The organism is Mycobacterium sp. E3198 (assembly GCF_001667015.1).
In the GTDB taxonomy this organism is placed as follows: Bacteria; Actinomycetota; Actinomycetes; order Mycobacteriales; family Mycobacteriaceae; genus Mycobacterium.
The window spans coordinates 20,312-42,479 of the sequence record NZ_LZIS01000081.1 but is presented as its reverse complement, the minus strand read 5'-3'; the positions used below and the strand labels follow the sequence as shown (position 1 = coordinate 42,479).

The 22,168-nt window shown below is 68.5% G+C and carries 17 protein-coding genes; 10 read left to right on the top strand and 7 right to left on the bottom strand.

What is annotated here, in order from left to right:
* Window positions 1-14 precede the first annotated feature (14 nt).
* A complete protein-coding gene (locus A5673_RS08960; RefSeq protein ID WP_068230085.1) occupies window positions 15-2,936 on the top strand; it encodes an RND family transporter in 2,922 nt (973 codons plus the stop codon).
* Window positions 2,937-3,002: 66 nt separating this feature from the next.
* On the opposite strand, the gene A5673_RS08955 is transcribed toward A5673_RS08960, so the two are convergent.
* The 3 genes from A5673_RS08955 to A5673_RS08945 form a co-directional block, all read right to left on the bottom strand.
* Window positions 3,003-3,527, bottom strand: a complete 525-nt coding sequence (locus tag A5673_RS08955; protein ID WP_197518335.1) for a PE family protein — start codon at window positions 3,525-3,527, stop codon at window positions 3,003-3,005.
* 375 nt (window positions 3,528-3,902) lie between these two features.
* The gene (locus A5673_RS08950; protein ID WP_068230161.1) at window positions 3,903-4,373 is read right to left on the bottom strand and encodes a hypothetical protein; all 471 of its coding nucleotides are present in this window, start codon (window positions 4,371-4,373) and stop codon (window positions 3,903-3,905) included.
* A gap of 109 nt (window positions 4,374-4,482) precedes the next feature.
* Window positions 4,483-5,787, bottom strand: a complete 1,305-nt coding sequence (locus tag A5673_RS08945; protein ID WP_068230074.1) for an adenosylmethionine--8-amino-7-oxononanoate transaminase — start codon at window positions 5,785-5,787, stop codon at window positions 4,483-4,485.
* 63 nt (window positions 5,788-5,850) lie between these two features.
* Between A5673_RS08945 and A5673_RS08940 the strand changes: the two genes are divergently transcribed.
* From A5673_RS08940 to A5673_RS08905, 8 genes are all read left to right on the top strand, one after another.
* Window positions 5,851-6,273 (top strand): hypothetical protein, encoded by a 423-nt coding sequence (locus A5673_RS08940; protein ID WP_068230071.1) that lies wholly within the window; start codon window positions 5,851-5,853, stop codon window positions 6,271-6,273.
* 297 nt (window positions 6,274-6,570) lie between these two features.
* Entirely contained in the window at window positions 6,571-7,350 is a 780-nt protein-coding gene (gene ripD / locus A5673_RS08935; protein ID WP_068230068.1) for an NlpC/P60 family peptidoglycan-binding protein RipD, read from the top strand.
* A gap of 91 nt (window positions 7,351-7,441) precedes the next feature.
* Window positions 7,442-9,604 (top strand): acyltransferase family protein, encoded by a 2,163-nt coding sequence (locus tag A5673_RS08930; RefSeq protein ID WP_068230065.1) that lies wholly within the window; start codon window positions 7,442-7,444, stop codon window positions 9,602-9,604.
* A 37-nt stretch (window positions 9,605-9,641) separates the two neighbouring features.
* A complete protein-coding gene (gene glgX / locus A5673_RS08925; protein WP_068230062.1) occupies window positions 9,642-11,846 on the top strand; it encodes a glycogen debranching protein GlgX in 2,205 nt (734 codons plus the stop codon).
* 3 nt (window positions 11,847-11,849) lie between these two features.
* Window positions 11,850-14,150 (top strand): malto-oligosyltrehalose synthase, encoded by a 2,301-nt coding sequence (treY, locus tag A5673_RS08920; protein WP_068230059.1) that lies wholly within the window; start codon window positions 11,850-11,852, stop codon window positions 14,148-14,150.
* Window positions 14,143-15,903, top strand: coding sequence for a malto-oligosyltrehalose trehalohydrolase (gene treZ / locus A5673_RS08915; RefSeq protein ID WP_068230056.1), 1,761 nt, complete (start codon window positions 14,143-14,145; stop codon window positions 15,901-15,903). Before treY ends, treZ begins: the two co-directional genes overlap by 8 nt.
* Before the next feature lie 135 nt (window positions 15,904-16,038).
* A complete protein-coding gene (locus tag A5673_RS08910; protein WP_068230053.1) occupies window positions 16,039-16,941 on the top strand; it encodes an SAM-dependent methyltransferase in 903 nt (300 codons plus the stop codon).
* A 16-nt stretch (window positions 16,942-16,957) separates the two neighbouring features.
* Window positions 16,958-17,539 (top strand): mismatch-specific DNA-glycosylase, encoded by a 582-nt coding sequence (locus A5673_RS08905; RefSeq protein ID WP_068230046.1) that lies wholly within the window; start codon window positions 16,958-16,960, stop codon window positions 17,537-17,539.
* On the opposite strand, the gene A5673_RS08900 is transcribed toward A5673_RS08905, so the two are convergent.
* Window positions 17,517-18,824 (bottom strand): aminotransferase class I/II-fold pyridoxal phosphate-dependent enzyme, encoded by a 1,308-nt coding sequence (locus A5673_RS08900; RefSeq protein WP_068230158.1) that lies wholly within the window; start codon window positions 18,822-18,824, stop codon window positions 17,517-17,519. The two genes, A5673_RS08905 and A5673_RS08900, sit on opposite strands and share 23 nt — an antisense overlap.
* A 40-nt stretch (window positions 18,825-18,864) precedes the next feature.
* On the opposite strand from A5673_RS08900, the gene A5673_RS08895 reads away from it, so the two are divergent.
* Entirely contained in the window at window positions 18,865-19,509 is a 645-nt protein-coding gene (locus A5673_RS08895; RefSeq protein WP_197518334.1) for a pyridoxamine 5'-phosphate oxidase family protein, read from the top strand.
* Here the strand turns inward: A5673_RS08895 and A5673_RS08890 are convergent.
* Genes A5673_RS08890 through A5673_RS08880 form a run of 3 tightly spaced genes read right to left on the bottom strand, consistent with a single transcriptional unit; the run spans window position 19,501 to window position 22,162 of the window.
* Window positions 19,501-20,400, bottom strand: coding sequence for a phosphatase PAP2 family protein (locus A5673_RS08890; protein WP_068230040.1), 900 nt, complete (start codon window positions 20,398-20,400; stop codon window positions 19,501-19,503). The genes A5673_RS08895 and A5673_RS08890 overlap by 9 nt on opposite strands.
* Before the next feature lie 12 nt (window positions 20,401-20,412).
* Entirely contained in the window at window positions 20,413-21,693 is a 1,281-nt protein-coding gene (gene ilvA, locus A5673_RS08885; protein WP_068230038.1) for a threonine ammonia-lyase, read from the bottom strand.
* A 37-nt stretch (window positions 21,694-21,730) separates the two neighbouring features.
* On the bottom strand, window positions 21,731-22,162 hold the full coding sequence (locus A5673_RS08880; RefSeq protein WP_068230035.1) for a nitroreductase family deazaflavin-dependent oxidoreductase: 432 nt from the start codon (window positions 22,160-22,162) through the stop codon (window positions 21,731-21,733).
* Window positions 22,163-22,168: the final 6 nt, after the last annotated feature.

Below are 22,168 nucleotides of genomic sequence, written 5' to 3'. Positions count from 1 at the left end.
CCGTTGAGGGCCCCATGAGCACCGAACCCCCCCGGCCGCCCTTCGTGGCGCGAACGATCCGCAGGCTGTCACCGTTCATCATTCTGGCGTGGGTGGCATTGACGCTCACCGTGACTTTTGCCGTTCCTCCGCTGGAGCAGGTCGGCGAGGAGCACTCCGTACCACTGGCCCCTCAAGACGCGCCGTCGGTGCGGGCCATGACGAGCATGGGCAAGGCGTTCAAGGAATCCGATTCCGACAGCTTTGCCATGATCGTCCTCGAGGGCCAGCAACCCCTCGGGGACGACGCCCACACGTATTACCGGAAATTGGTTCGCGCGTTACGGAATGACCCGCGGCATGTCCAAAACGTGCAGGATTTGTGGGGCGATCGCCTCACGGCGGCGGGCGTGGAAAGCCCCGACGGCAAGGCCGCATACGTCCAACTGAACCTGGCCGGCGACCAGGGCACCACCCTGGCGAAGGACTCCGTCACGGCGGTCCGGAACATCGTCAAGCAGACACCGCCTCCCCCAGGCGTCGAAGTGGATCTGACCGGCCCGGCGGCGCTCATTCCGGACATGCAGCGCAGCGGCGACGCATCACTGCTGAAGATGGCCTTGATAGGCGCCGTAATCATTTTCGTCGTGTTGCTGGTCGTCTACCGGTCGGTCACCACCGCGGTTCTGGTGTCGATCGGGGTCGGGATCGAAGTCGGCGCGGCCAGAGGAATCATCGCGTTTCTCGCCGACAACAACGTTGTCGTGCTCTCGACATTCGCCATTAATTTGCTGGTGACGCTCTCGATGGCGGCCGGAACCGACTACGGGATCTTCTTCTTCGGCCGCTATCAAGAGGCCCGGCAGGCCGGCGAAGACCCCGAAACGGCCTACTACACCACCTACCGCGGGGTCACTCCGGTCGTCTTGGGCTCCGGATTGACGATCGCCGGAGCGATGTTGTGCCTGAGCTTCACCCGAATGCCGATCTTCCAGACCATCGGGGTGCCGTGCGCCGTGGGCATGCTCGTCGCGGTCGCGATCGCCATCACGCTGGTCCCCGGCGTTCTGACCATCGGGAGTCGCTTCGGGCTGTGCGACCCCAAGCGCAGGCTCGCGCAACGCCGGTGGCGAGGGGTCGGCACGGCGATCGTCCGCTGGCCCGCCCCCATTTTCGCCGCGACATTGGCGATCGCACTGATCGGCCTGGTGACGTTGCCCGGCTACAAAACAAGCTACGACGACAAGTCCTATCTTCCCAAAGACCTGCCGGCCAATGTGGGGTATGCGGCTGCAAACCGCCATTTCTCCCAATCGCGCCTGATGCCCGATATCCTGATGATCCAGGCGGATCACGATATGCGCAATCCGGCCGATTTTCTCGTGTTGCACAAACTAGCCAAGGCGATCTTTCGGGTCCCGGGCATTTCTCGGGTTCAGGGCATAACCCGGCCCGAGGGGACACCGATTGAGCACACTTCCATACCCTTTTTGATCAGCATGCAAAATGCGGCCATGCAACAGAACGTAACATTCATCAAAAAAACTATGAACGACCTTCTCAAGCAGGCCGACATCCTGTCCCAACAGATTGCGGTGATGAAGCGCCTGTACAGCTTGCAGGAGCGGCTCACCACGATTGCCCAGCACACGGTGGGCGTCACAAAAGAAATGATTGCCATCATCGATGATACGGAAGTTCATTTTTCGGATTTCGAGGATTTCTTCAGGCCAATTCGAAGTTACTTCTACTGGGAAAAGCACTGCTACGATATTCCTGTTTGCTTTGCCCTGAGAAGCATATTCGATTCGCTCGACGGTCTCGATGCGCTTGCCGAAAAAAGCCACCATATCCTGCATGATGCGGAGAAAATCGTCGAGCTGCTGCCGCAAATACTTGCGGGGATTCCGCCGATGATCGCGATCCTGGAGGGTACGCGTACCGTCCTGCTGACGAACCACAGCACCACGTCGGGGTTCTTGGGCCAGATGGACGACACGAGCCAGAACGCCACCGCCATGGGGCAGGCCTTCGACGACGCCCACAACGATGATTCTTTCTATCTGCCTCAGGAAATCTTCCAGAACGCGGACTTCCAGCGCGCCATGACCTCCTTCGTCTCCCCCGACGGGAAGGCGGCCCGGTTCATCATTTTGCATCACGGCGATCCCGCGACGCCCGAGGGCATCGCGCGGATCGATCGGATCAGATCGGCGGCCGAGGAGGCGCTCAAGACGACCCCCCTGGAGGGCGCCAAGGTCTCTCTCGCCGGCACCGCATCGACCTACAAAGACTTCCGCGACGGCTCGAAATACGACCTATGGGTCGCGCTGGTTGGAGCGCTTTGCCTCATTTTCGTCATCATGCTCGTTCTCACACGAAGTTTTGTGGCCGCCCTCGTTATCGTCGGGACCGTGCTGCTCTCATTGGGCGCATCCTTCGGGCTGTCGGTGCTCATCTGGCAGTACATTCTCGGCATCAAGTTGCACTGGATGGTGCTGCCGATGTCGGTGATCGTCCTTTTGGCCGTCGGGTCCGACTACAACCTGCTTCTCGTATCACGGATGAAAGAGGAAATCGCGGGCGGCATTAACACCGGCATCATCCGCGCGATGGGCGGAACCGGCAAAGTGGTGACGAACGCGGGCCTGGTGTTCGCCTTCACCATGGCCTCGATGATGTTCAGCGATCTGCGCATCATCGGCCAGGTCGGCACCACCATCGGCCTGGGCCTGATGTTCGACACCCTGGTCGTGCGCTCGTTCATGACACCGTCCATCGCCGCCCTGCTCGGACGCTGGTTCTGGTGGCCACAGACGGTGCGCCCGCGCCCGGCCAGTTACATGCTTCGCGATGTGGGGCCGCGTCCGCTGGTGCGGTCCCTGCTGCTGCGGGAGGATCCGCCCGCCAACAACGACGACGCGGTCACGGTCGATTTCCCGAAGTTGTCCGTCTAGGTCGGCGTCCGATTCGACGGCGCCGCGTAGCCGGCGGCCTGGAGCAGGCCTAAATATCGAAACTAATTAGGGAACCGGAATCGATATGCCGAGGAAGCCCTCCAGCAGTTGTATCGCACCGATCAAGAGAGCCAGCGTCAGATACGTCAATACCAATGCCTCATAGGGCACCAGGAAGGCGAGCGTGATTGCGCTCTGAAGTTTTTGCATGAGGTACGTGACCGTACTGACCACGGTGTTGATCTGATTGATGTACGGCGCGGCCAGGCCGTTAACGATGTCGACGATTGATTCCGCACTCGGCATCACCGACGCGGCGTTGACGGCCTCGGCGGCCGAGTAGGAGCCGGCGCCCGCGTGCAGCTGCTGCGCGAACTGCGCACCGAAGGCCGTGGCCTTCCCGAGCAGCCCCTGAAACTCCTGGGCGGCTCCGGAGAACACCTGTGCGATAGCCGCCGATACCTGATCGGCGCCCGGGGGTATCACCCCGACGGTCGAGGCCGCTGCCGTCAGGTGGGCCGCGTTGACCGTCGAACCAATGGCAGCCACGTCAGCGGCCGCCGCGGCCATCATCTCCGGCACCGTGCTCACGTACGACATATCTATCCTCCAGCCGGTCACTGGCGACCCAGCGGCAAAGCGACAAGCACGACTGGGTCATGCCCGTCACGGAGATTACACACAAGTACAACGACGTGGGGCAGCTTCGGCTGAACGCATAAAACAAAAACTGGCGGCAGTGCAAACCGGCTGGAAGTGCCGCTGCCGACGTGCTCGAAAACCCCCCAAAACCGTGCGGTCCTCGGGTTCACTGCGCCCGGAGCGGGTCGCGCGGATGGAGCCGCTCCCGAAACCGTCCAGGTTGGCTTTGATCCGCCTCAACTTCATCATCGACGGTCCGGCTCCGCGGACCCCGCCGGCTGGGCGGGATTAGGCGCGGTCGGGCTCGGCCCTCCCGCCGAAATCTCAGCTCGCGTCGCGCAGCACCGGCTGGGCCGACGAGTCCAACTCGACAACCACGGCCGCCGCAGCAAACAGATCGACGGCCTCCGCGATGGTGCGGTCGACGAACGAAGCGAACCGCTCGAACGGGATGCCTTCCGGCATCCACTGGGATCGGCGGGCCACCAGGCCAATGCGCTCCGAATCCGCGGAACCGCGAACAATCGCCGTTACTCCGCGGTGCCGCCGGTTCCAAGTGTCGGCAAAGCGGGTCAGCCGGGCGCGATCGCGACCGGGGAAGAACCGCCCGGGGTTGACGCCAACGCTCAGCATGTCGCCGAACGACGGGGAAACCTCGAGGTGGACATGGAGCCGCCCGGAATCGGCGTTGACGACACAGAAGTATTCGCCGTCGTGTTCACCCTTCAGGAACTGCAGCCCGGAGGTGGACAGGTAGCGTTCGATCAGGTTCGCGCAGAGCGACTCAGCTGTCATGGGCATAAGTCTGGGGTTTACGGCTTTGTGGATCCTTTGAGCCGAGCTAGCCGCGGTCGAAGAATCTGCTGAGAATTCGCTGAGCCACCGGCGGCGGCGGACGGCCGGCTCAGCCGGCGAGCCGCGCGACCTCGACCATCGCGGAGGTGATCTGCGCGATCTCGTCGCCCGAGCAGATGTACGGCGGCATCGCGTATACGAGGCTGCGAAACGGGCGCAGCCAGACGCCATGGTCCAGCGCGGCGGGCGTGGCGACGGCCAGGTCCACCGGCCGGGCGCATTCGATCACACCGATGGCGCCGCACACCCGCACGTCGGTGACACCGGGCAGCGCGCGCGCCGGCTCGAGCCCGGCGGCCAGCCCCGCCGAAATCCCCGCCACCCGCGCCCGCCAGTCCTGGCCGAGCAGCAGCTCAACGCTGGCCACCGACACCGCGCAGGCCAGCGGGTTGGCCATGAACGTGGGCCCGTGCATCAACGCGCCGGCCTCCCCCGAGCTGATGGCCCTCGCGATGTCCGTCGTGCACAGCGTGGCGGCGAGGCTGAGGTAGCCGCCGGTCAGCGCCTTGCCGACGCACATGATGTCCGGGCTCACCCCGGCGTGGTCGGCGGCGAACAGCTCACCGGTGCGCCCGAAGCCGGTGGCGATCTCGTCGAACACGAGCAGCACGTCGTGCCGGCGGCACACTTCGCGAAGGTCGCGCAGGTACCGGGCGTCGTGAAAGCGCATCCCGCCGGCCCCCTGCACGACGGGCTCGACGATGACGGCCGCCAGCTCGGCGGCGTGTTTTGCCAGTTGCTCCTCGAACGCCGCGGTGTAGGCGGGGTCGTACTCGCGCGGCACCTGGGGGGCGAACACCTGTCGGGCCAGGATGTCGGTCCACAGCGAGTGCATGCCTCCCTCCGGGTCGCACACGCTCATCGGGGTGAAGGTGTCGCCGTGGTACCCGCCCCGCCAGGTCATCAGCCGGTGCTTGCCCGGTCGGTCCCGGGCGCGCCAGTACTGCAGGGCCATCTTCACCGCGACCTCCACCGACACCGATCCGGAGTCGCTGAAGAAAACGGTGTCCAGGCCCGCCGGCGTGATGTCCACCAGCAGCTGCGCCAGCCGGGCCGCGGGCTCGTGCGTCAGCCCGCCGAACATGACATGGTTCATGGTGGCCAGCTGGGCGGCCAGCGCCGCGTCCAGCTCCGGGTGGCCGTGCCCGTGGATCGCGGTCCACCAGGAGCTCATCGCGTCGAGCGCCTCGATCCGCCGGCCGTCACGGATCAGGGTCAGCCGGGTGCCGTGGGCCGCGACGGCCACCACGGGCGCCACCGCCTCGCCGCCGATGGTGCTGTACGGGTGCCACAGGTGTGCCGCGTCGATCGCGCTGATTTGCTCGGGCGTCAACCCGGCCCTCGCCGCAGGCATAGAGACCGAGCGTAAAGCAGACCGGCTCGCACAAATCGCGGCCATCGGGGACCATCTAAGGCCATGGACCCCAATCCAGGTGACCGCATCGTTGCCCCGCCGGCGCCCGACGAGCCCCACCAGGCACCCCGGGTGCTGCGCCTGCGGATCGTCCCCTGGGACGTCGTCTGCACCGTGACGCTGCTGGTGCTCCTGGTCGTCCTCGCGACGGCGACGACGTGGCCGGCGCGCCTTTTCGGCTTCCTCGCGCACGTGTGCGAGGGCGACGACTGCGGGCCGGTGCCCTTCGGGGTCGACTTCTACATCCGCCCGCTGGTGTGGGGCGGCATCGGCGCCGCCATCGCAGCGGCCGGGATCGGCCCGTTCGTGTCGCTCCTGAAGGGCTGGTACATGTCCTTCTGGCCGGTCCTGTCCCTCGCCCTGCTCATGGTCGCCTCGGTGGTCGGTTCGATCCTGACCGCGTTCAGCGCGCGCTACTGGCTCTGAGCGGACTGAGACCCAAATCACAACTGCGCGGGCCGGATTGGGCCGGCCAGTCACCGTCCGGTCACGTTACGACAAATAATCCTTCGTGGACCTCACCAGCTATTTTCCGGCCGCGCCTTCTGTTGTAAAAGTGTCTGTAGTGACTGGTGTGAATCAAGCCGGCTAGCGGCGGGATTCATTCCAAGCGTCATGCAGCGGCGTCGGGCCCCGACGGGGAGGCCCTCACCGCCTGCAATAGCGGCCGATGCGCGAAGTCACCGCGACGGAGGCCCAGGACCCAAGAAGGTGGGGATCCCAATGAAACGCATCTACGCTTTCGCGATCGGTATCGCGATGCTGGTGGCCCCGGTGGTCACCGCCGGCATCGCGACCGCCGACCCCGGCACCAGGTCGATGGACTACCAGCAGGCCACCGACATCGTCGTCATGCGCGGCCTTTCGCAGCGCGGGGTGCCGTTTTCCTGGGCCGGCGGCGGTATCACCGGCCCCTCGCGCGGCAAGGGCACCGGCGCCATGACCGTCGGTTTCGACGCCTCGGGCCTGATGCAGTACGCCTACGCGGGCGCCGGCATCAAGCTGCCACGGTCCTCCGGTGAGATCTACCGCACCGGCCAGAAGGTCCTGCCGCAGCAGGCGCGCCGCGGCGACCTGATCTTCTACGGCCCCGAAGGCACCCAGAGCGTGGCGATGTACCTCGGCAACAACCAGATGCTGGAGGTGGGCGACGTCGTCCAGGTGTCGCCCGTGCGCGCCAACGGCATGACGCCCTACCTGGTCCGGGTGCTCGGCGTCCAACAGGCGCCGTTCCAGCAGGCCCCGATTCAGCAGCTGCCCGCGCAGCAGGCCCCACTCCAGCAGGTGCCCACGCAACAGGCCCCGCTGCAGCAGGCCCCGGTCCAGCAGGTGCCCACGCAACAGGCCCCGGTCCAGCAGGCGCCCGTCCAGCAGGTCCCCGCGCAACAGGCCCCGGTCCAGCAAGTCCCGGCGCAACAGGCGCCCCTGCAGCAGCTGCCGCTCCTGCAGCCGCCGGTGCAGCAGGCCCAGGTGCAGCCGGCTCCGTACGGCATCACCCGGTAACCCCCCGCGCGGGATTCCCCGACCCGCCGAACGGCCGCCACTCGCTCCACTCGGGAGCGGGTGGCGGTTTTCGGTAAATTGGCGGTCGACCATGCAGAGTCTGTCACCGCCCCGCCCACCGGTTGCCCCTGCGGAACCGGTGGCTGCGCGCGCGGCGGGCTTCTATCGCTACGACCTCGACGGCCTGCGCGGCATCGCGATCGCGCTGGTCGCCATGTTCCACATCTGGTTCGGCCGCGTTTCCGGCGGGGTGGACGTCTTCCTGGCGCTGTCGGGCTTCTTTTTCGGCGGGAAAATCCTGCGCGCCGCGCTCAGCCCGGACCTCGCGTTGTCGCCGGTCGCCGAGGTGGTCCGGCTGGTCCGCCGCCTGCTCCCCGCCCTGGTCGTGGTCCTGGCCGGCTGCGGACTGCTGACGATCCTGGTGCAGCCGGAAACCCGCTGGGAAACCTTCGCCGATCAGAGCCTGGCCAGCCTGGGCTACTACCAGAACTGGGAGCTGGCCAACTCCGCATCCGACTATCTGCGGGCCGGTGAAGCCGTCACCCCGCTGCAGCACATCTGGTCCATGTCGGTGCAGGGCCAGTTCTACATCGCGTTCCTGTTGCTGATCGCCGGCTGCGCGTACGCGTTCCGCCGGCTCGGCGAGCGCCGCCGGACCGTGTTTTTGGTGCTGCTCAGCGCGCTCACGGTGGCCTCGTTCGGGTATGCGATCGTCGCCCACCAGGACAACCAGGCGATCGCCTACTACGACAGTTTCGCCCGGGCGTGGGAGTTGCTGCTGGGCGCGCTCGTCGGCGCCGCCGTGCCCTACGTGCGCTGGCCGACGTGGCTGCGCACCGTCGTCGCCACCGCGGCGCTGGCCGCGATCGTGTCGTGCGGGGCGCTGATCGACGGCGTCAAGGAATTCCCCGGACCGTGGGCGCTGGTCCCCGTCGGGGCCACCATGCTGATGATCCTCGCCGGGGCCAACCTGCCTGCCGGCGCAAAAAACCGGATGCCGCTGCCGAATCGGGTGCTGGCCGCCGGGCCCCTGGTGGCGCTGGGCGCGATGGCCTACTCGCTGTACCTGTGGCACTGGCCGCTGCTCATCTTCTGGCTGTCCTACAGCGGCCACAAGCACGCCGGCTTCGTCGACGGCACGGTGCTGCTGCTGGTCTCCGGGGTGCTGGCCTACCTGACCACGCGCCTCATCGAGGACCCGCTGCGCTACCGGGCGCCCACCGGCGCCGCGCCGGCCGGGTCGGTTGCGCAAGCCCCCGTGGTCCCCTGGTGGCTGCGCCTGCGCCGCCCGACGATGGCGCTGGGATCGATGGTGGTGCTGCTCGGTGTCACGCTGACCGCGACGTCGTTTACCTGGCGTCAGCACGTCACGGTGTTGCGCGCGGCGGGTAAGGAACTCAGCGTCCTCAACCCGCAGGACTACCCCGGCGCGCGTGCCCTGACCGAACACGCGCGGGTGCCGGCGCTGCCGATGCGGCCCACCGTCCTGGAGATCAAGGACGACCTTCCGGTCTCGACCCGGGACGGCTGCATCAGCGACTTCGTCAACCCGACCGTCGTCAACTGCTCCTACGGCGACGTGGCCGCGACGCGGACCATCGCCCTGGCCGGCGGGTCGCACGCCGAGCACTGGCTGCCCGCGCTGGACCTGCTCGGCCGCATGCATCACTTCAAGGTGGTCACGTACCTCAAGATGGGCTGCCCGCTGTCCACCGAGGAAGTGCCGCTGATCATGGGCAACAACGCCCCGTACATGCAGTGCCGCGAGTGGGTGCAGCGGACGATGAACAAGCTGGTCGACGACCGGCCGGACTACGTGTTCACCACGACGACCCGACCGTGGAACATCAAGGCCGGCGACGTGATGCCGGCGACCTACATCGGCATCTGGCAAACGTTGTCCGACAACAACATTCCGATCCTCGGCATGCGCGACACCCCGTGGCTGGTCAAGGACGGCAAACCGTTCGACCCCGCGGACTGCCTGGCCAAGAAGGGTGGCAGCCCGCAGTCCTGCGCCGTCAAGCGCTCCGACGTGCTCTCCGATCGCAATCAGACCCTCGACTTCGTCGCGCAGTTCCCGCTGCTCAAGGTCCTGGACATGTCGGACGCGATTTGCCGCGCCGACGTCTGCCGCCCGGTCGAGGGAAACGTGCTCATTTATCACGGCGCTCACCACCTGTCGCCCACCTACGTACGCACCATGACGACCGAGCTGGGCCGTCAGATCGGGTCCAGCACCGGTTGGTGGTAACCGGCGGGCGCACCGCGGGCGCCGATAAGGTCATGTGATGCCGACCGACAAACCCGCTTCAGAAACAGGCGCTGGTAACCAACGGCCCACGCTGGCCACCGTTTGGCCGGGCAACCCCTACCCACTCGGCGCCTCCTATGACGGCGCGGGAACCAACTTTTCGCTGTTCTCCGAGATCGCCGAGCGGGTCGACTTGTGCTTGATCGACGACAACGGCGACGAGTCGCGGATCGCCCTCGACGAGGTCGACGGATACGTCTGGCACGCCTACCTGCCGAACATCACGCCGGGGCAACGCTACGGCTTTCGTGTCCACGGGCCGTGGGATCCGGCCGCCGGCCACCGGTGTGACCCGAGCAAGCTGCTGCTGGACCCGTACGGCAAGGCGTTTCACGGTGACTTCACCTTCGGCCAGGCGCTGTATTCCTACGACCTCGCGGCCGTCACCCCCGACGGCCCCAACGCGGACGGTGCCGACCCCGGCACCCCGCCGATGATCGACTCGCTCGGACACACCATGACCAGCGTGGTGAGCAACCCGTTCTTCGACTGGGGGTCCGACCGCGCGCCGCTCACCCCGTACCACGAGACCGTCATCTACGAGGCCCACGTCAAGGGCATGACGCAAACCCATCCCGGCGTGCCCGAGGAGCTACGGGGCACCTACGCCGGGCTGGGCCACCCCGTGGTGATCGATCACCTCAAGTCGCTCGGCGTCACCGCCATCGAGCTCATGCCGGTCCACCAGTTCATGCACGACTCGCGGCTGCTCGACCTGGGGCTGCGAAACTACTGGGGCTACAACACTTTTGGCTTCTTCGCCCCGCACAACCAGTACGCGGCCAATCGCAAGGCGAGCGTCGCGGAGTTCAAATCCATGGTGCGCAGCTTTCATGAGGCCGGCATCGAGGTGATCCTCGACGTGGTCTACAACCACACCGCCGAAGGAAACCACCTCGGCCCGACGATCAACTTCCGCGGCATCGACAACGCCGCCTACTACCGGCTCGTCGACGAGGATCTGCGGCTGTACAAGGACTACACCGGCACCGGCAACAGCCTCAATCCCCGCCACCCGCACGTGCTGCAGCTGATCATGGACTCGCTGCGCTACTGGGTGACCGAGATGCACGTCGACGGGTTCCGCTTCGACCTGGCCGCGACGCTGGCCCGCGAGCTGCACGACGTCGACCGGCTGAGCGCGTTTTTCGACCTGGTGCAGCAGGATCCGGTGGTCAGCCAGGTCAAATTGATCGCCGAGCCGTGGGACGTCGGCGAGGGCGGCTACCAGGTCGGAAACTTCCCGGGTTTGTGGACCGAGTGGAACGGGAAGTATCGCGATACTGTGCGTGACTACTGGCGGGGCGAGCCCGCAACCCTGGGCGAGTTCGCTTCCCGGCTGACCGGGTCGTCGGACCTCTATGAGGTGACCGGTCGACGGCCCAGCGCCAGCATCAACTTCGTCACCGCTCACGACGGGTTCACGCTGGCCGACCTGGTGTCCTACAACGAGAAGCACAACCTGGCCAACGGCGAGGACAACCGGGACGGCGAAAGCCACAACCGATCGTGGAACTGCGGCGTCGAAGGCCCCACCGACGACCCCGACATCATCGAGCTGCGGAACCGCCAGATGCGCAACTTCTGGGCGACCCTGATGCTCAGCCAGGGCACGCCGATGATCGCGCACGGCGACGAGTTTGGGCGCACCCAGAACGGCAACAACAACGTCTACTGCCAGGACTCCGAATTGTCTTGGATGGACTGGTCATTGGTCGACAAGAACGCGGACCTGCTGGCGTTTGCGCGCAAGGTGACCACCCTGCGCAAGCACCACCCGGTGTTCCGCCGGCGCCGCTTCTTCGAGGGCGAGCCGATCCGCACCGGCGACGAGGTCCGCGATATTGCCTGGCTCAACCCGAGCAGCCGCGAGATGACGCATGAGGACTGGGGTGAAAGCATCCACAAGTGCGTCGCGGTGTTCCTCAACGGCGAGGCGATCACCGCGCCGAACGCCCGCGGTGAGCGGGTGGTCGACGACTCGTTTTTGTTGTGCTTCAACGCCGGCGACGAACCGATCGAGTTCGTCATGCCGCCCGACGACTACGCCCGGGAGTGGACCGTGGAGCTGGATACCAACGAGCCGGCCGGCTTCAAGGACGGGGCCGACCAGGTGATGACCGCCCAGGAGAAGGTGTCGCTTCCCTCGCGCTCGCTACTGGTCCTTCGTAAGACCTTGTGACGCATGGCCTTACCAGTTCTGTCCACCTACCGGCTCCAGCTGCGGGGTGATTCCAGCGGATTCGCGTTCACGTTCGCCGACGCCGAAAACCTGCTGGACTACCTCGCCGACCTCGGGGTGACCCACCTGTACCTGTCCCCGATATTGACCGCGGCGCGCGGGTCCAACCACGGGTATGACGTCACCGACCCGACCACCGTCTCCGAGGAGCTCGGCGGACCCGACGGCCTGGCGCGGTTGTCCGCCGCGGCCCGGGCGCGCGGCATGGGACTGATCATCGACGTCGTGCCCAACCACGTCGGCATCGACGACCCGCAGCAGAATGCGTGGTGGTGGGACGTGTTGCGGCACGGCCGGGACTCGCGGTACGCGGCGTTCTTCGACATCGACTGGGACCTCGACGAGGGCGGCCGAATCGTATTGCCGATCTTGGGTTCTGACGACGACGCCGCCGAGGCGAAGGTCGACGGGGACCTGCTGCGGCTGGGCGACCTGGCGCTGCCCATCGCGCCTGGCACCGGCGAGGGCAGCGGCCTTGAAGTTCATGACCGCCAGCACTACCGGATGGTGGGCTGGCGCAACGGGGTCTGCGGCTACCGGCGCTTCTTCTCGATCACCTCGCTGGCCGGCCTGCGGCAGGAGGATCGCGACGTGTTCGACGCCAGCCACGCCGAGGTCGCCCGCTGGTTCGGCGAGGGACTCGTCGACGGCGTCCGCATCGATCACCCCGACGGATTGTCCGACCCGGGCGGCTATCTGGCGCGGCTGCGGCAGCTGGTCGGCCCGGACGCCTGGATCGTCATCGAGAAGATCCTGGCCGTCGACGAGGCGCTCGAGCCCACCCTGCCGGTGGCGGGAACCACCGGCTACGACGTGCTGCGCCAGGTCGGTGGGGTCTTCGTCGACCCGGCCGGCGAGGAGGCGCTCACCGCGCTGGTCGCGTCGGCGGGAGTGGACTACCACGCGATGCCGAAGCTGCTCGCCGAGCTCAAGATCCGCGCGGCCACCGTGACGCTGGCCAGCGAGCTGGCCCGCCTGCGCCGGGCCATCGCGGCCGCGGCGGGCACCGACCACCCGCTGCTGCCCGAGGCGGTCGCCGCCCTGCTGACCCACATCGGCGTCTACCGCAGCGATTACCCCGGCCTGGTCGCGTTGCTGCCCACCGCGCTGGCCGAAACCCAGGCGGAAGCACCGCAATTGGGGCCCGCACTGGAGGTGCTCGCGGCGGCGCTGGCCCGCGCCGTCGAGCCGGCCACCCGGCTGCAGCAACTCTGCGGCGCGGTCACCGCCAAGGCCGTCGAGGACTGCCTGTTCTACCGCGACGCCCGGCTGGTGTCGCTCAACGAGGTGGGCGGCGAACCGCATCGGTTCGGCGTCGGGCTGGCCGAGTTTCACCACAGCGCCGCGACCCGCGCCCGGTTGTGGCCGCACACGATGACGACGCTGACCACCCACGACACCAAGCGCGGCGAGGACGTGCGCGCCCGGATCGGCGTGCTGTCCCAGGTGCCGTCGCTGTGGACCGAGTTCCTGGCCCGCTGGGAGGTCGCGGCCCCCTCCCCGGATCCGGCGACCGGACAGTTCCTGTGGCAGAACATCTTCGGCGTCTGGCCGGTGGACGGCCGGGTGACGCAGGGGCTGCGCGACCGGCTGCACGCGTACGCCGAGAAAGCCATCCGCGAGGCGGCCTGGCACACGTCGTGGAACGACCCGGACGCCGACTTCGAGGGAGCGGTGCACCGCTGGCTGGACACCGTCCTCGACGGCCCGGTGGCGGGTCAGCTGACCGAGCTGGTGACGCAACTCAATTCGCACGCGGCCAGCGACGCGCTGGGCCAGAAGATGCTCGCGCTGACGGTGCCGGGGATTCCGGACGTCTACCAGGGCACCGAGCTGTGGGACGACAGCCTGGTCGATCCCGACAACCGTCGCGCCGTCGACTACGCCGTCCGGCGCGGCGCCCTGAAAGACCTGCACCACCCCAAGATGCGCGTCGTCACCACGGCGCTTCGGGTGCGGCGCTCGCGCCCGGAAACGTTCCTGCACGGCTCCTACGTCCCGGTGCTCGCCGACGGCGAGGCCAGCGACCACGTCGTGGCGTTTCGCCGCGGCGACGACGTGCTGGTCGCGGTGACCCGCTGGACCGTGCGGCTGGCCGAAAACGGCTGGGGCAACACCGTGTTGCCGCTGCCCGAGGGCACCTGGACCGACGCTCTCAACGGCGCGGTGGCCAGCGGGGCGACGTCAGCCGCCCAGTTGTTCTCGGACCTGCCCGTGGTGCTGCTGGAACGCCGGCATGACTGAGTTCCGGGTGTGGGCACCCCGGCCGTCGCTGGTGCGCCTTGACGTCGACGGCGCGGCGCACCCGATGACCCGCTCCGACGACGGCTGGTGGCACGCCACCGTGGACGCGGCCCCCGACGCCCGGTACGGATACCTGCTCGACGACGACCCGACCGTGCTGCCCGACCCCCGCTCGGCCCGCCAGCCCGACGGCGTGCACGCCCGGTCGCAGCTGTGGGACCCGGCCGGCGCGCGCTGGACCGACGGCGACTGGACGGGCCGGTCCCTGGACGGCGGCGCGGTGATCTACGAGCTGCACGTCGGAACCTTCACGCCGGCGGGCACGTTCGACGCCGCCGTCGAAAAACTCGACCACCTGGTCGATCTCGGCATCGACTTCGTCGAGCTGATGCCGGTCAATTCCTTCGCCGGCACCCACGGCTGGGGATACGACGGCGTGCTGTGGTACAGCGTGCACGAACCCTACGGCGGCCCCGACGGCCTGGTCCGGCTCGTCGACGCCTGCCACGCGCGCGGCCTCGGCGTGCTGATCGACGCGGTGTTCAACCACCTCGGCCCGTCGGGGAACTACCTGCCGCGCTTCGGGCCCTACCTGTCGTCGGCCAGCAACCCGTGGGGCGAGGGCATCAACATCGCCGACGCCGACTCCGACGAGGTGCGGCGCTACATCATCGGCTGCGCGCTGCGCTGGATGCGCGACTTCCACGCCGACGGACTGCGCCTGGACGCCGTGCACGCGCTGGTGGACACCACGGCGATCCACATCCTCGAGGAGCTCGCCACCGAAACCGATTGGCTGGCAAGCCAGCTGGGCCGGCCGCTGTCGCTGGTCGCCGAAAGCGATCTCAACGACCCGCGGCTGATCACCCCGCGCAAGCGGGGCGGCTACGGGCTGACCGCCCAGTGGGCCGACGACATCCACCACGCCATTCACACCGCGGTGTCCGGCGAGCGCCAGGGCTACTACGCGGACTTCGGGTCGCTCGCCACCCTCGCGGAGACGCTGCGGCACGGCTACTTCCACGCCGGCACCTATTCGTCGTTCCGCCACCGCCGGCACGGGCGGCCGCTGGACACGGGTTCCGTCCCGGCCACCCGGCTGGTCGCCTACACCTGCACCCACGATCAGGTCGGCAACCGGGCGCTCGGTGATCGCCCGTCGCAGAACCTGACCGGCGGCCAGCTGGCGGTCAAGGCGGCGCTGGCGCTCGGGTCGCCCTACACCGCAATGCTTTTCATGGGCGAGGAATGGGCGGCATCGACGCCCTTCCAGTTTTTCAGCTCGCATCCCGAGCCGGAGCTGGCGCGGGCAACCGCCGAGGGGCGCAAGGCCGAATTCGCCGAACACGGCTGGGACGCCGACGAGATCCCCGATCCCCAGGATCCGCAGACGTTTTTGCGCTCCAAGCTCGACTGGGAGGAGGTCGACTCCGGCGAACACGCCCGCCTGCTGCGCGTGTACCGGGATCTGATCGCCCTGCGGCACCACGACGCCGACCTGGCCGACCCGTGGCTGGAGCACCTCACGGTCGACTACGACGAGGAGCGACGCTGGATCAGCATCGGTCGCGGCGGGTTGCGCATCGCGTGCAACCTGGGCACCGAGCCGGCGACGGTGCCCGTGGCGGGAGAGGTGGTCCTCGCGTGGGGCGAGCCGAAGGTCGGCACCGATTCCACCGTGCTGGAAGGCCATTCGTTCGCCATCCTGTCAGTGCGCGAGCTGGGGGCGTCTCCCGCTTGCGGGGGAACGTAAATCCTCCAAAAGCGCGCGGTTGCGTGCGATTTTGTGTCGGCTCGCCGTGGCCGGGGAGTGACCACCCCGTGCGCGTACAGTGGACCACGACACTTATATGACCTAAGTAACGCAGCGTGGACAAGGAGCTCGCGGATGACCCGCACCGAGAACGACACCTGGGACCTGGCGTCCAGCGTCGGCGCGACCGCCACGGCGGTCGCCGCGTCGCGCGCGATGGCGTCCCAGGGCCCCGATCCCCTGCTGGCCGACCCGTGGGCGGACCCGCTCGTGCGGGCGGTGGGCATCGACACCTTCGTCAAGCTGATCGACGGCGAGATCGGGCCCGCCGACGACGATCCGGTGGTGAACCGCCGGACCATGAAGGAGCAGATCGCCGTGCGCACCCGCTTCTTCGACGATTTCTTCACCCAGGCGACCGGCTCGGGCATCGGGCAGGCCGTCATCCTGGCGTCCGGCCTGGACACCCGGGCCTACCGGCTGGCGTGGCCGGCCGGCACGGTGGTGTACGAGATCGATCAGCCGGCGGTCATCGACTTCAAGACGCGCACGCTGGCGGACCTGGGCGCCGAGCCGAGCGCGCAGCGCCGCACGGTCGCGATCGACCTGCGCGACGACTGGCCGTCGGCGCTGGTGGCGGCCGGCTTCGACACCGCAGCGCCGACGGCCTGGAGTGCCGAAGGCCTCCTCCCGTATCTGCCGCCCGACGCCCAGGACCGCCTGTTCGACAACGTCGTCGCGCTCTCGGCGCCCGGCAGCCGGGTCGCGACCGAACACCTGGACATGCGCAACGTCCCCGCGGACTGGGCGCAGCGGCTCACCGAGCGGTCCCGGCGCATCGGCTCCAACATCAACCTGGCCGAGTTGTTCTACACCGGCGAGCGCAACACGGCCGCCGAGTACCTCACCGGCCACGGTTGGCGGGTGAGCATCCGAACGACCGAGCAGTGCTACGCCGCCAACGGCTTCGCGTTGCCCGACGACCAGCTGGCCCCCTTCGGCCGCGGCTCCGGCTACCTGACGGCGACCCTGGCCTAGGGAACCGGCGGATGCGGTGCGGTTCACACGCGAGCAGCTGAAGCGGTTCAGCGGTCAGACCCTGCCCGACCTGATCTCCGACGACGTTCGGCTGCTGTTCGTGGGCATCAACCCCGGGTTGAGAACCGTTGCGGTGCAGGCGCATTTCGCCCCCCGCGGCAATCGGTTCTGGCCGGCGCTCTACCGCGCCGGCATCACCGACCATCTCATCGACGCCTCGTCCGGTTTCGACCCGGCCGACCGGGATTACTTGTTACGCCGCGGAATCGGCATCACCAACCTGGTTGACAGGGCGAGTGCGGGTGCCGACGAACTCACGGTCGCCGAGCTGGTCGAGGGCCGACGGAAGCTGGACCGGACCGTTCGCAAGTACTCCCCCGAGGTGGTAGCCGTCCTGGGGATCACCGCCTTCCGAGACGCCTTCGGCGAGCGCCGCGCGAACGCGGGCAAACAGGTATCGCCTTATCCCGCAACAAAGCTGTGGGTGGTCCCCAATCCCAGTGGCCGCAACGCCCACGCGTCGCTGTCCGGCCTCGCCGCCGCCTACGCCGAAGTTGCCCGCGCCGCGGGCATCCCTACACGCTTGGCCGGCCGTTAGCCAGCACGGCGCCCGCGATCGCGTCGGCGAGCGGATCGATCTCGTCGGCGCTCAGATCGGCCACGGTGACGCGGATTCCGGGCGCCGTGCGGATGCGGAACCTCGTGCCCGGCGCCGCGGCCCAACCCGACGCGAGCAGCCGGGTGATCGCCACCGTCTCGTCCGGCACCGGCACCCACACGTTGAGCCCGGACCGGCCATGCGCGCGCACGCCGCGTCGAACCAGCGCCTCGCACAGCCCGGCGCGGTTGCGGGCGTATTGCTTTTCGGCCCGCGCGATCAGCCGCGACGCCCCGGCGTCGGCCCACAACCGGACCGCGAGGTCCTGCAGGAGGTGGCTCACCCACCCGGGCCCCAGCCGGAGCCGGCCATGCACCCGCTCGACGGTGCGCCGGTCCCCGGCGAGCACGGCGACGCGCAGGTCGGGGCCGTAGGCCTTGGACGCCGACCGCACGAAGGCCCACTGGCCAGTCGAACCGGCCAGGGTGTGCAGCGCCGCGCCCGAGATCCCCGCGCAATGATCGTCCTCGACGACCAGCAGATCAGTACCGGAAACGAGGCCACGAAGCTCGTCGGCGCGGGTCGCGGATAGCGTTGCGCCGGTGGGGTTTTGTGCCCGCCCGGTGATGACGAGCGCGCGCACGCCGCGGGCCAGGGCGCGCTGCACGTCGGGGACCAGCGGCCCGTCGTCGTCGACGCGCACCGGTTCGGCCGAGAGCCCCAGCGCCGCAACAAGATCCAGCAAATTCGCCCAGCCCGGGTCCTCGACGGCCACCCGGTCGCCGGGGCGCAGGTGCGCGGCCAGCGCCCTCTCGATGCCGTCGAGCGCCCCGCTGGTGACCGCCAGATGATCCGCCGGGACGCCGTCCGTGGCCAGCGCCGCGCGCGCCCGTTCCAGCAGTTCGGCCGACATGGCCGGCTCACCGTAGAGCAGCGGCCTGGCCGTCGGCGTCTCGACGGATCCGATGGGCAGCAGGGCGGGGTCCGGGTTGCCGGTCGACAGGTCGCGCACGCCGGCGGGGACGTCCAGCCCCAGCAGCGAGCGGGGCGTGGTCGCGGGGCGGTGCCGCACCCGGGTGCCGCGCCGCCCGGCCGCCTCGACGGCCCCGCGATCGCGCAGCAGGCGATAGGCCGCGGACACGGTGTTCGGGTTGACGCCGAGCCGCCCGGCGAGTTCGCGGATCGGTGGCAGCGCCGCCCCGGGGGCCAGCGCCCCGCGGGAGATGGCCTCCTCGACGCTGGCCGCTATGGACTGCGCTCCCGTCCCCGTATATTGTACTGGCACGAGAATCATTATGTACTAGGACATAAGCAAAGGCAATCGGTTGAGCTACCTCCCCACCCACCGCACCACGCCCACCCGCTACCGCGAACGCGCCGACTACGACCGCGCGGTCGTGCACCAGATCCTCGACGAGGCCCTGGTCTGTCACCTGGGCTACCTGACCGCCGGCGGGCCGGTGGTCCTCCCGACGACGCACGCCCGCCTCGGCGAGACGCTCTACCTGCACGGCTCGACCGGCAGCGGCCCGATGCTGGCGGCCAAGTCAGCGCCATCGGGCCTGCCGGTCTGCGTCACCGTCACCTTGGTGGACGGGCTGGTGCTGGCCCGCGCGGCCATGCACCACTCCGTGAACTTCCGCTCGGTCGTCGTGCTGGGCGACGCGCGCGTGGTCGAGGATCCCGCGGAGAAGCTGCGCGCGCTGCGCTGCCTGCTCGACCACATCCGGCCCGGGCGTGCGGACGACTGCCGGACGCCCAACGCGCGCGAACTCGCCGCGACCGGGGTGCTCGCCCTCGACCTCGTCGAGGTCTCGGCCAAGCTGCGCACCGGCGGCCCGGTCGACGATCCGGAAGACGCGGCGCTGCCGCACTGGGCCGGCGTCGTGCCGCTTCGCCTGACGGCCGGGGCACCGGTGCCGGCCGGCGACCTCGATTCCCGCACTCCGGTGCCGGCGTACCTACGGTGACGTGGCGCGGGGCCGGATCTCGGTCCACCACGATCCGACCAGCATGACGACGCCGGCCCAGGCCAGGCCCAGCAGCCAGCCGGCCAGCACGTCGCTCACGTAGTGAACCCCCAGATAAACACGTGAATAGCCGATCACGAGCGCCGAGCCGAGCGCCGTTGTCCACACGCTCACCCGCCCCACCCACGGGGTGATGAGCCAGCGGGTCACCATCCAGGCGGACAACACGAGGATGGCCGCGGTGCCGGTGGCGTGGCCGGAGGGAAATGAATAACCGTCGGCGGCGACCGCGGCGAACGGCAGGGGCGGGCGTTGCCTACCCACCAAGGCTTTGGTGGTGAACAGCATCAGGGCAATCCCGCCACCGGCGGCCAGGGCCAGCACGACGGGCCGCCATGACCTGCACCGCCAGCCGGCGACGAGAGAAACCGGAAAGGCCAGTGCGGCCAGGAACCTGGGATCGCCGCCGATCGTGACCGCCCGCAGCGCCGTGGTCAGCCACAGGTCGCGGTGGGCGGCAAGCCATCGGGCCACCGGTCGATCGATTCCGGAGATGCCGTCGCCCTCGAGCACATCGTCCAGCACTTCGGTGAAGCCGACCGCCAGGGCCACGACCACGGCCAGCCCGAGAAGCAGCGCGACGGCGGCGACCTCGTCCGCGGGCAACCGGCCGGCCCACGCCCATCCTTTTGCCTTGATCCGTTCGCGGGCCCAGGTCAGCACGCGACCGCCGATGACTGCGGCGTCCGACGCCAGTGCCCAGAGCCGTCCCAGCACGCGCCCGCGTCGAGCGACCCAGATTGCCGCCCACGCCAGCAGCGCCAGGAAGACCAGGGTGCCGGCGCTGACTAGGCCAAAGCCGGCGGTACCGGATCCATACGGCTCCCCCATGCCTCAAGGCGCCTAGAGCAGGTAGCGGTAGGCCGGCGAGCCGGGCTCGAGGGCCTCGACGTGGATCTCGGTCGCCCGCATGCGCGCCATCAGGCCGTCCAGGCCGGCCGCCGAGCCCAGCTCGACGCCGACCAGCGCCTCACCCGTTTCCCGGTTGTTGCGCTTGACGTACTCGAACAGGGTGATGTCGTCGTTGGGCCCGAGCACCTCGTCGAGGAACCGGCGCAGTGCGCCCGGCTCCTGCGGAAAGTCGACCAGGAAGTAGTGCTTGAGCCCGAGATGCACCAGCGAGCGCTCCAGGACCTCGCCGTAGCGCGACACGTCGTTGTTGCCGCCCGAGATCAGGCACACCACGGTGGACCCGGGCTCGACGTCGGCCTCCAGCAGGCCCGCGACGGACAACGCGCCCGCCGGCTCGGCGATGATGCCCTCGTTCTGATACAGGTCCAGCATGGCGGTGCACACCGCTCCCTCGTCGACCGTGGTGATCGACACCATGTCGCCGGCGGCGGCCAGCGCGGCGTAGGTCAGCGTTCCCGCCCTTTTCACCGCGGCGCCGTCGACGAACTGGTCGACGTGGTCCAGCGTGACGGGCTCGACGGCGGCCAGCGCGGCCATCATCGCCGCGGCGCCCGCCGGCTCGATGCCCAGCACCGCGGTGTTGGTCGTCCGTTCGGCCAGGTAGGTGGTGATGCCGGCGATGCAGCCGCCGCCGCCCACCGGGACCACGACCAGGTCGGGCTCGGCATCCAGTTCGTCGAGCAGCTCGACGGCGATGGTGCCCTGGCCGGCCATGGTGCGCGGGTCGTCGTACGGCGGGACCAGCGTGGCGCCGGTGCGTTCGACGTCGGCGAGCGCGGCCTCGGCGGCGAGGTCGTAGGTCGATCCGCCCACGATCAGCTCGATGAACTCGCCGCCGTGGTAGCGGATCCGGTCGCGCTTCTGTTTGGGCGTCTTGGCCGGCACATAGACCCGGCCATGCACCCCCAGCGCCCGGCAGGCGAAGGCGAAGCCCTGCGCGTGGTTGCCCGCCGACGAGCACACCACGCCCGCGGCAAGCTCCTCCCCGGACAGCTGCACCAGCAGGTTGTAGGCGCCCCGCAGCTTGTAGGAGCGCACGACCTGCAGGTCTTCGCGCTTGAGGTATACCTGCGCGCCGGTGATCGCCGACAGCCGATCGCTCAGCTGCAACGGGGTGGGCGCGACCACCGGGGCGATCCGCTGCGCCGCGGCATCGATGTCAGCCGCGCACAGCGGTGACCTGCTCGGGCTCTGGCTGAATTCAGCGGACACCGATCAATGGTGCCATGCCGCCCAGCTGGGAATTAGTTCACCGGGTCAGAACGAACACCGGAATCTGGCGGTCGGTCTTTTTCTGGTAGTCGGCGTAGTCGGGCCAGGCTTCGACGGCGCGCTCCCACCAGGTGGCCTTCTCGTCCCCGAACACCTCGCGCGCCTCGTAGTCGCGCGTGACGGGGCCGTCCTGCAGCTCGACGCGCGGGTTCTTCTTCACGTTGTGGTACCAGACCGGGTGCTTGGGCGCGCCGCCGAGCGACGCGACGATCGCGTACTGGCCGTCGTGCTCGACGCGCATCAGCGGGGTCTTGCGGAGCTTGCCCGTCTTGGCGCCGACGGTGGTCAGCAGGATGACCGGCTTCCCCTTGAGCTCGGTGCCCTCGGTTCCGCCGGATTCGGCGTACTTGTCGGCCTGCTCGCGCGACCAATCGAACGGGCTGGGTGCGTATTCACCTGAAAGCGGCATGCTCCC

Bases quoted from the DNA above. Each gene is read 5' to 3' on its own strand.
- A5673_RS08960 (WP_068230085.1), top strand. From the start codon at position 15: ATGAGCACCGAACCCCCCCGGCCGCCCTTCGTGGCGCGAACGATCCGC.
- A5673_RS08950 (WP_068230161.1), bottom strand. From the start codon at position 4,373: ATGACAGCTGAGTCGCTCTGCGCGAACCTGATCGAACGCTACCTGTCC.
- A5673_RS08945 (WP_068230074.1), bottom strand. From the start codon at position 5,787: ATGCCTGCGGCGAGGGCCGGGTTGACGCCCGAGCAAATCAGCGCGATC.
- A5673_RS08940 (WP_068230071.1), top strand. From the start codon at position 5,851: ATGGACCCCAATCCAGGTGACCGCATCGTTGCCCCGCCGGCGCCCGAC.
- ripD (WP_068230068.1), top strand. From the start codon at position 6,571: ATGAAACGCATCTACGCTTTCGCGATCGGTATCGCGATGCTGGTGGCC.
- A5673_RS08930 (WP_068230065.1), top strand. From the start codon at position 7,442: ATGCAGAGTCTGTCACCGCCCCGCCCACCGGTTGCCCCTGCGGAACCG.
- glgX (WP_068230062.1), top strand. From the start codon at position 9,642: ATGCCGACCGACAAACCCGCTTCAGAAACAGGCGCTGGTAACCAACGG.
- treY (WP_068230059.1), top strand. From the start codon at position 11,850: ATGGCCTTACCAGTTCTGTCCACCTACCGGCTCCAGCTGCGGGGTGAT.
- treZ (WP_068230056.1), top strand. From the start codon at position 14,143: ATGACTGAGTTCCGGGTGTGGGCACCCCGGCCGTCGCTGGTGCGCCTT.
- A5673_RS08910 (WP_068230053.1), top strand. From the start codon at position 16,039: ATGACCCGCACCGAGAACGACACCTGGGACCTGGCGTCCAGCGTCGGC.
- A5673_RS08890 (WP_068230040.1), bottom strand. From the start codon at position 20,400: ATGGGGGAGCCGTATGGATCCGGTACCGCCGGCTTTGGCCTAGTCAGC.
- A5673_RS08880 (WP_068230035.1), bottom strand. From the start codon at position 22,162: ATGCCGCTTTCAGGTGAATACGCACCCAGCCCGTTCGATTGGTCGCGC.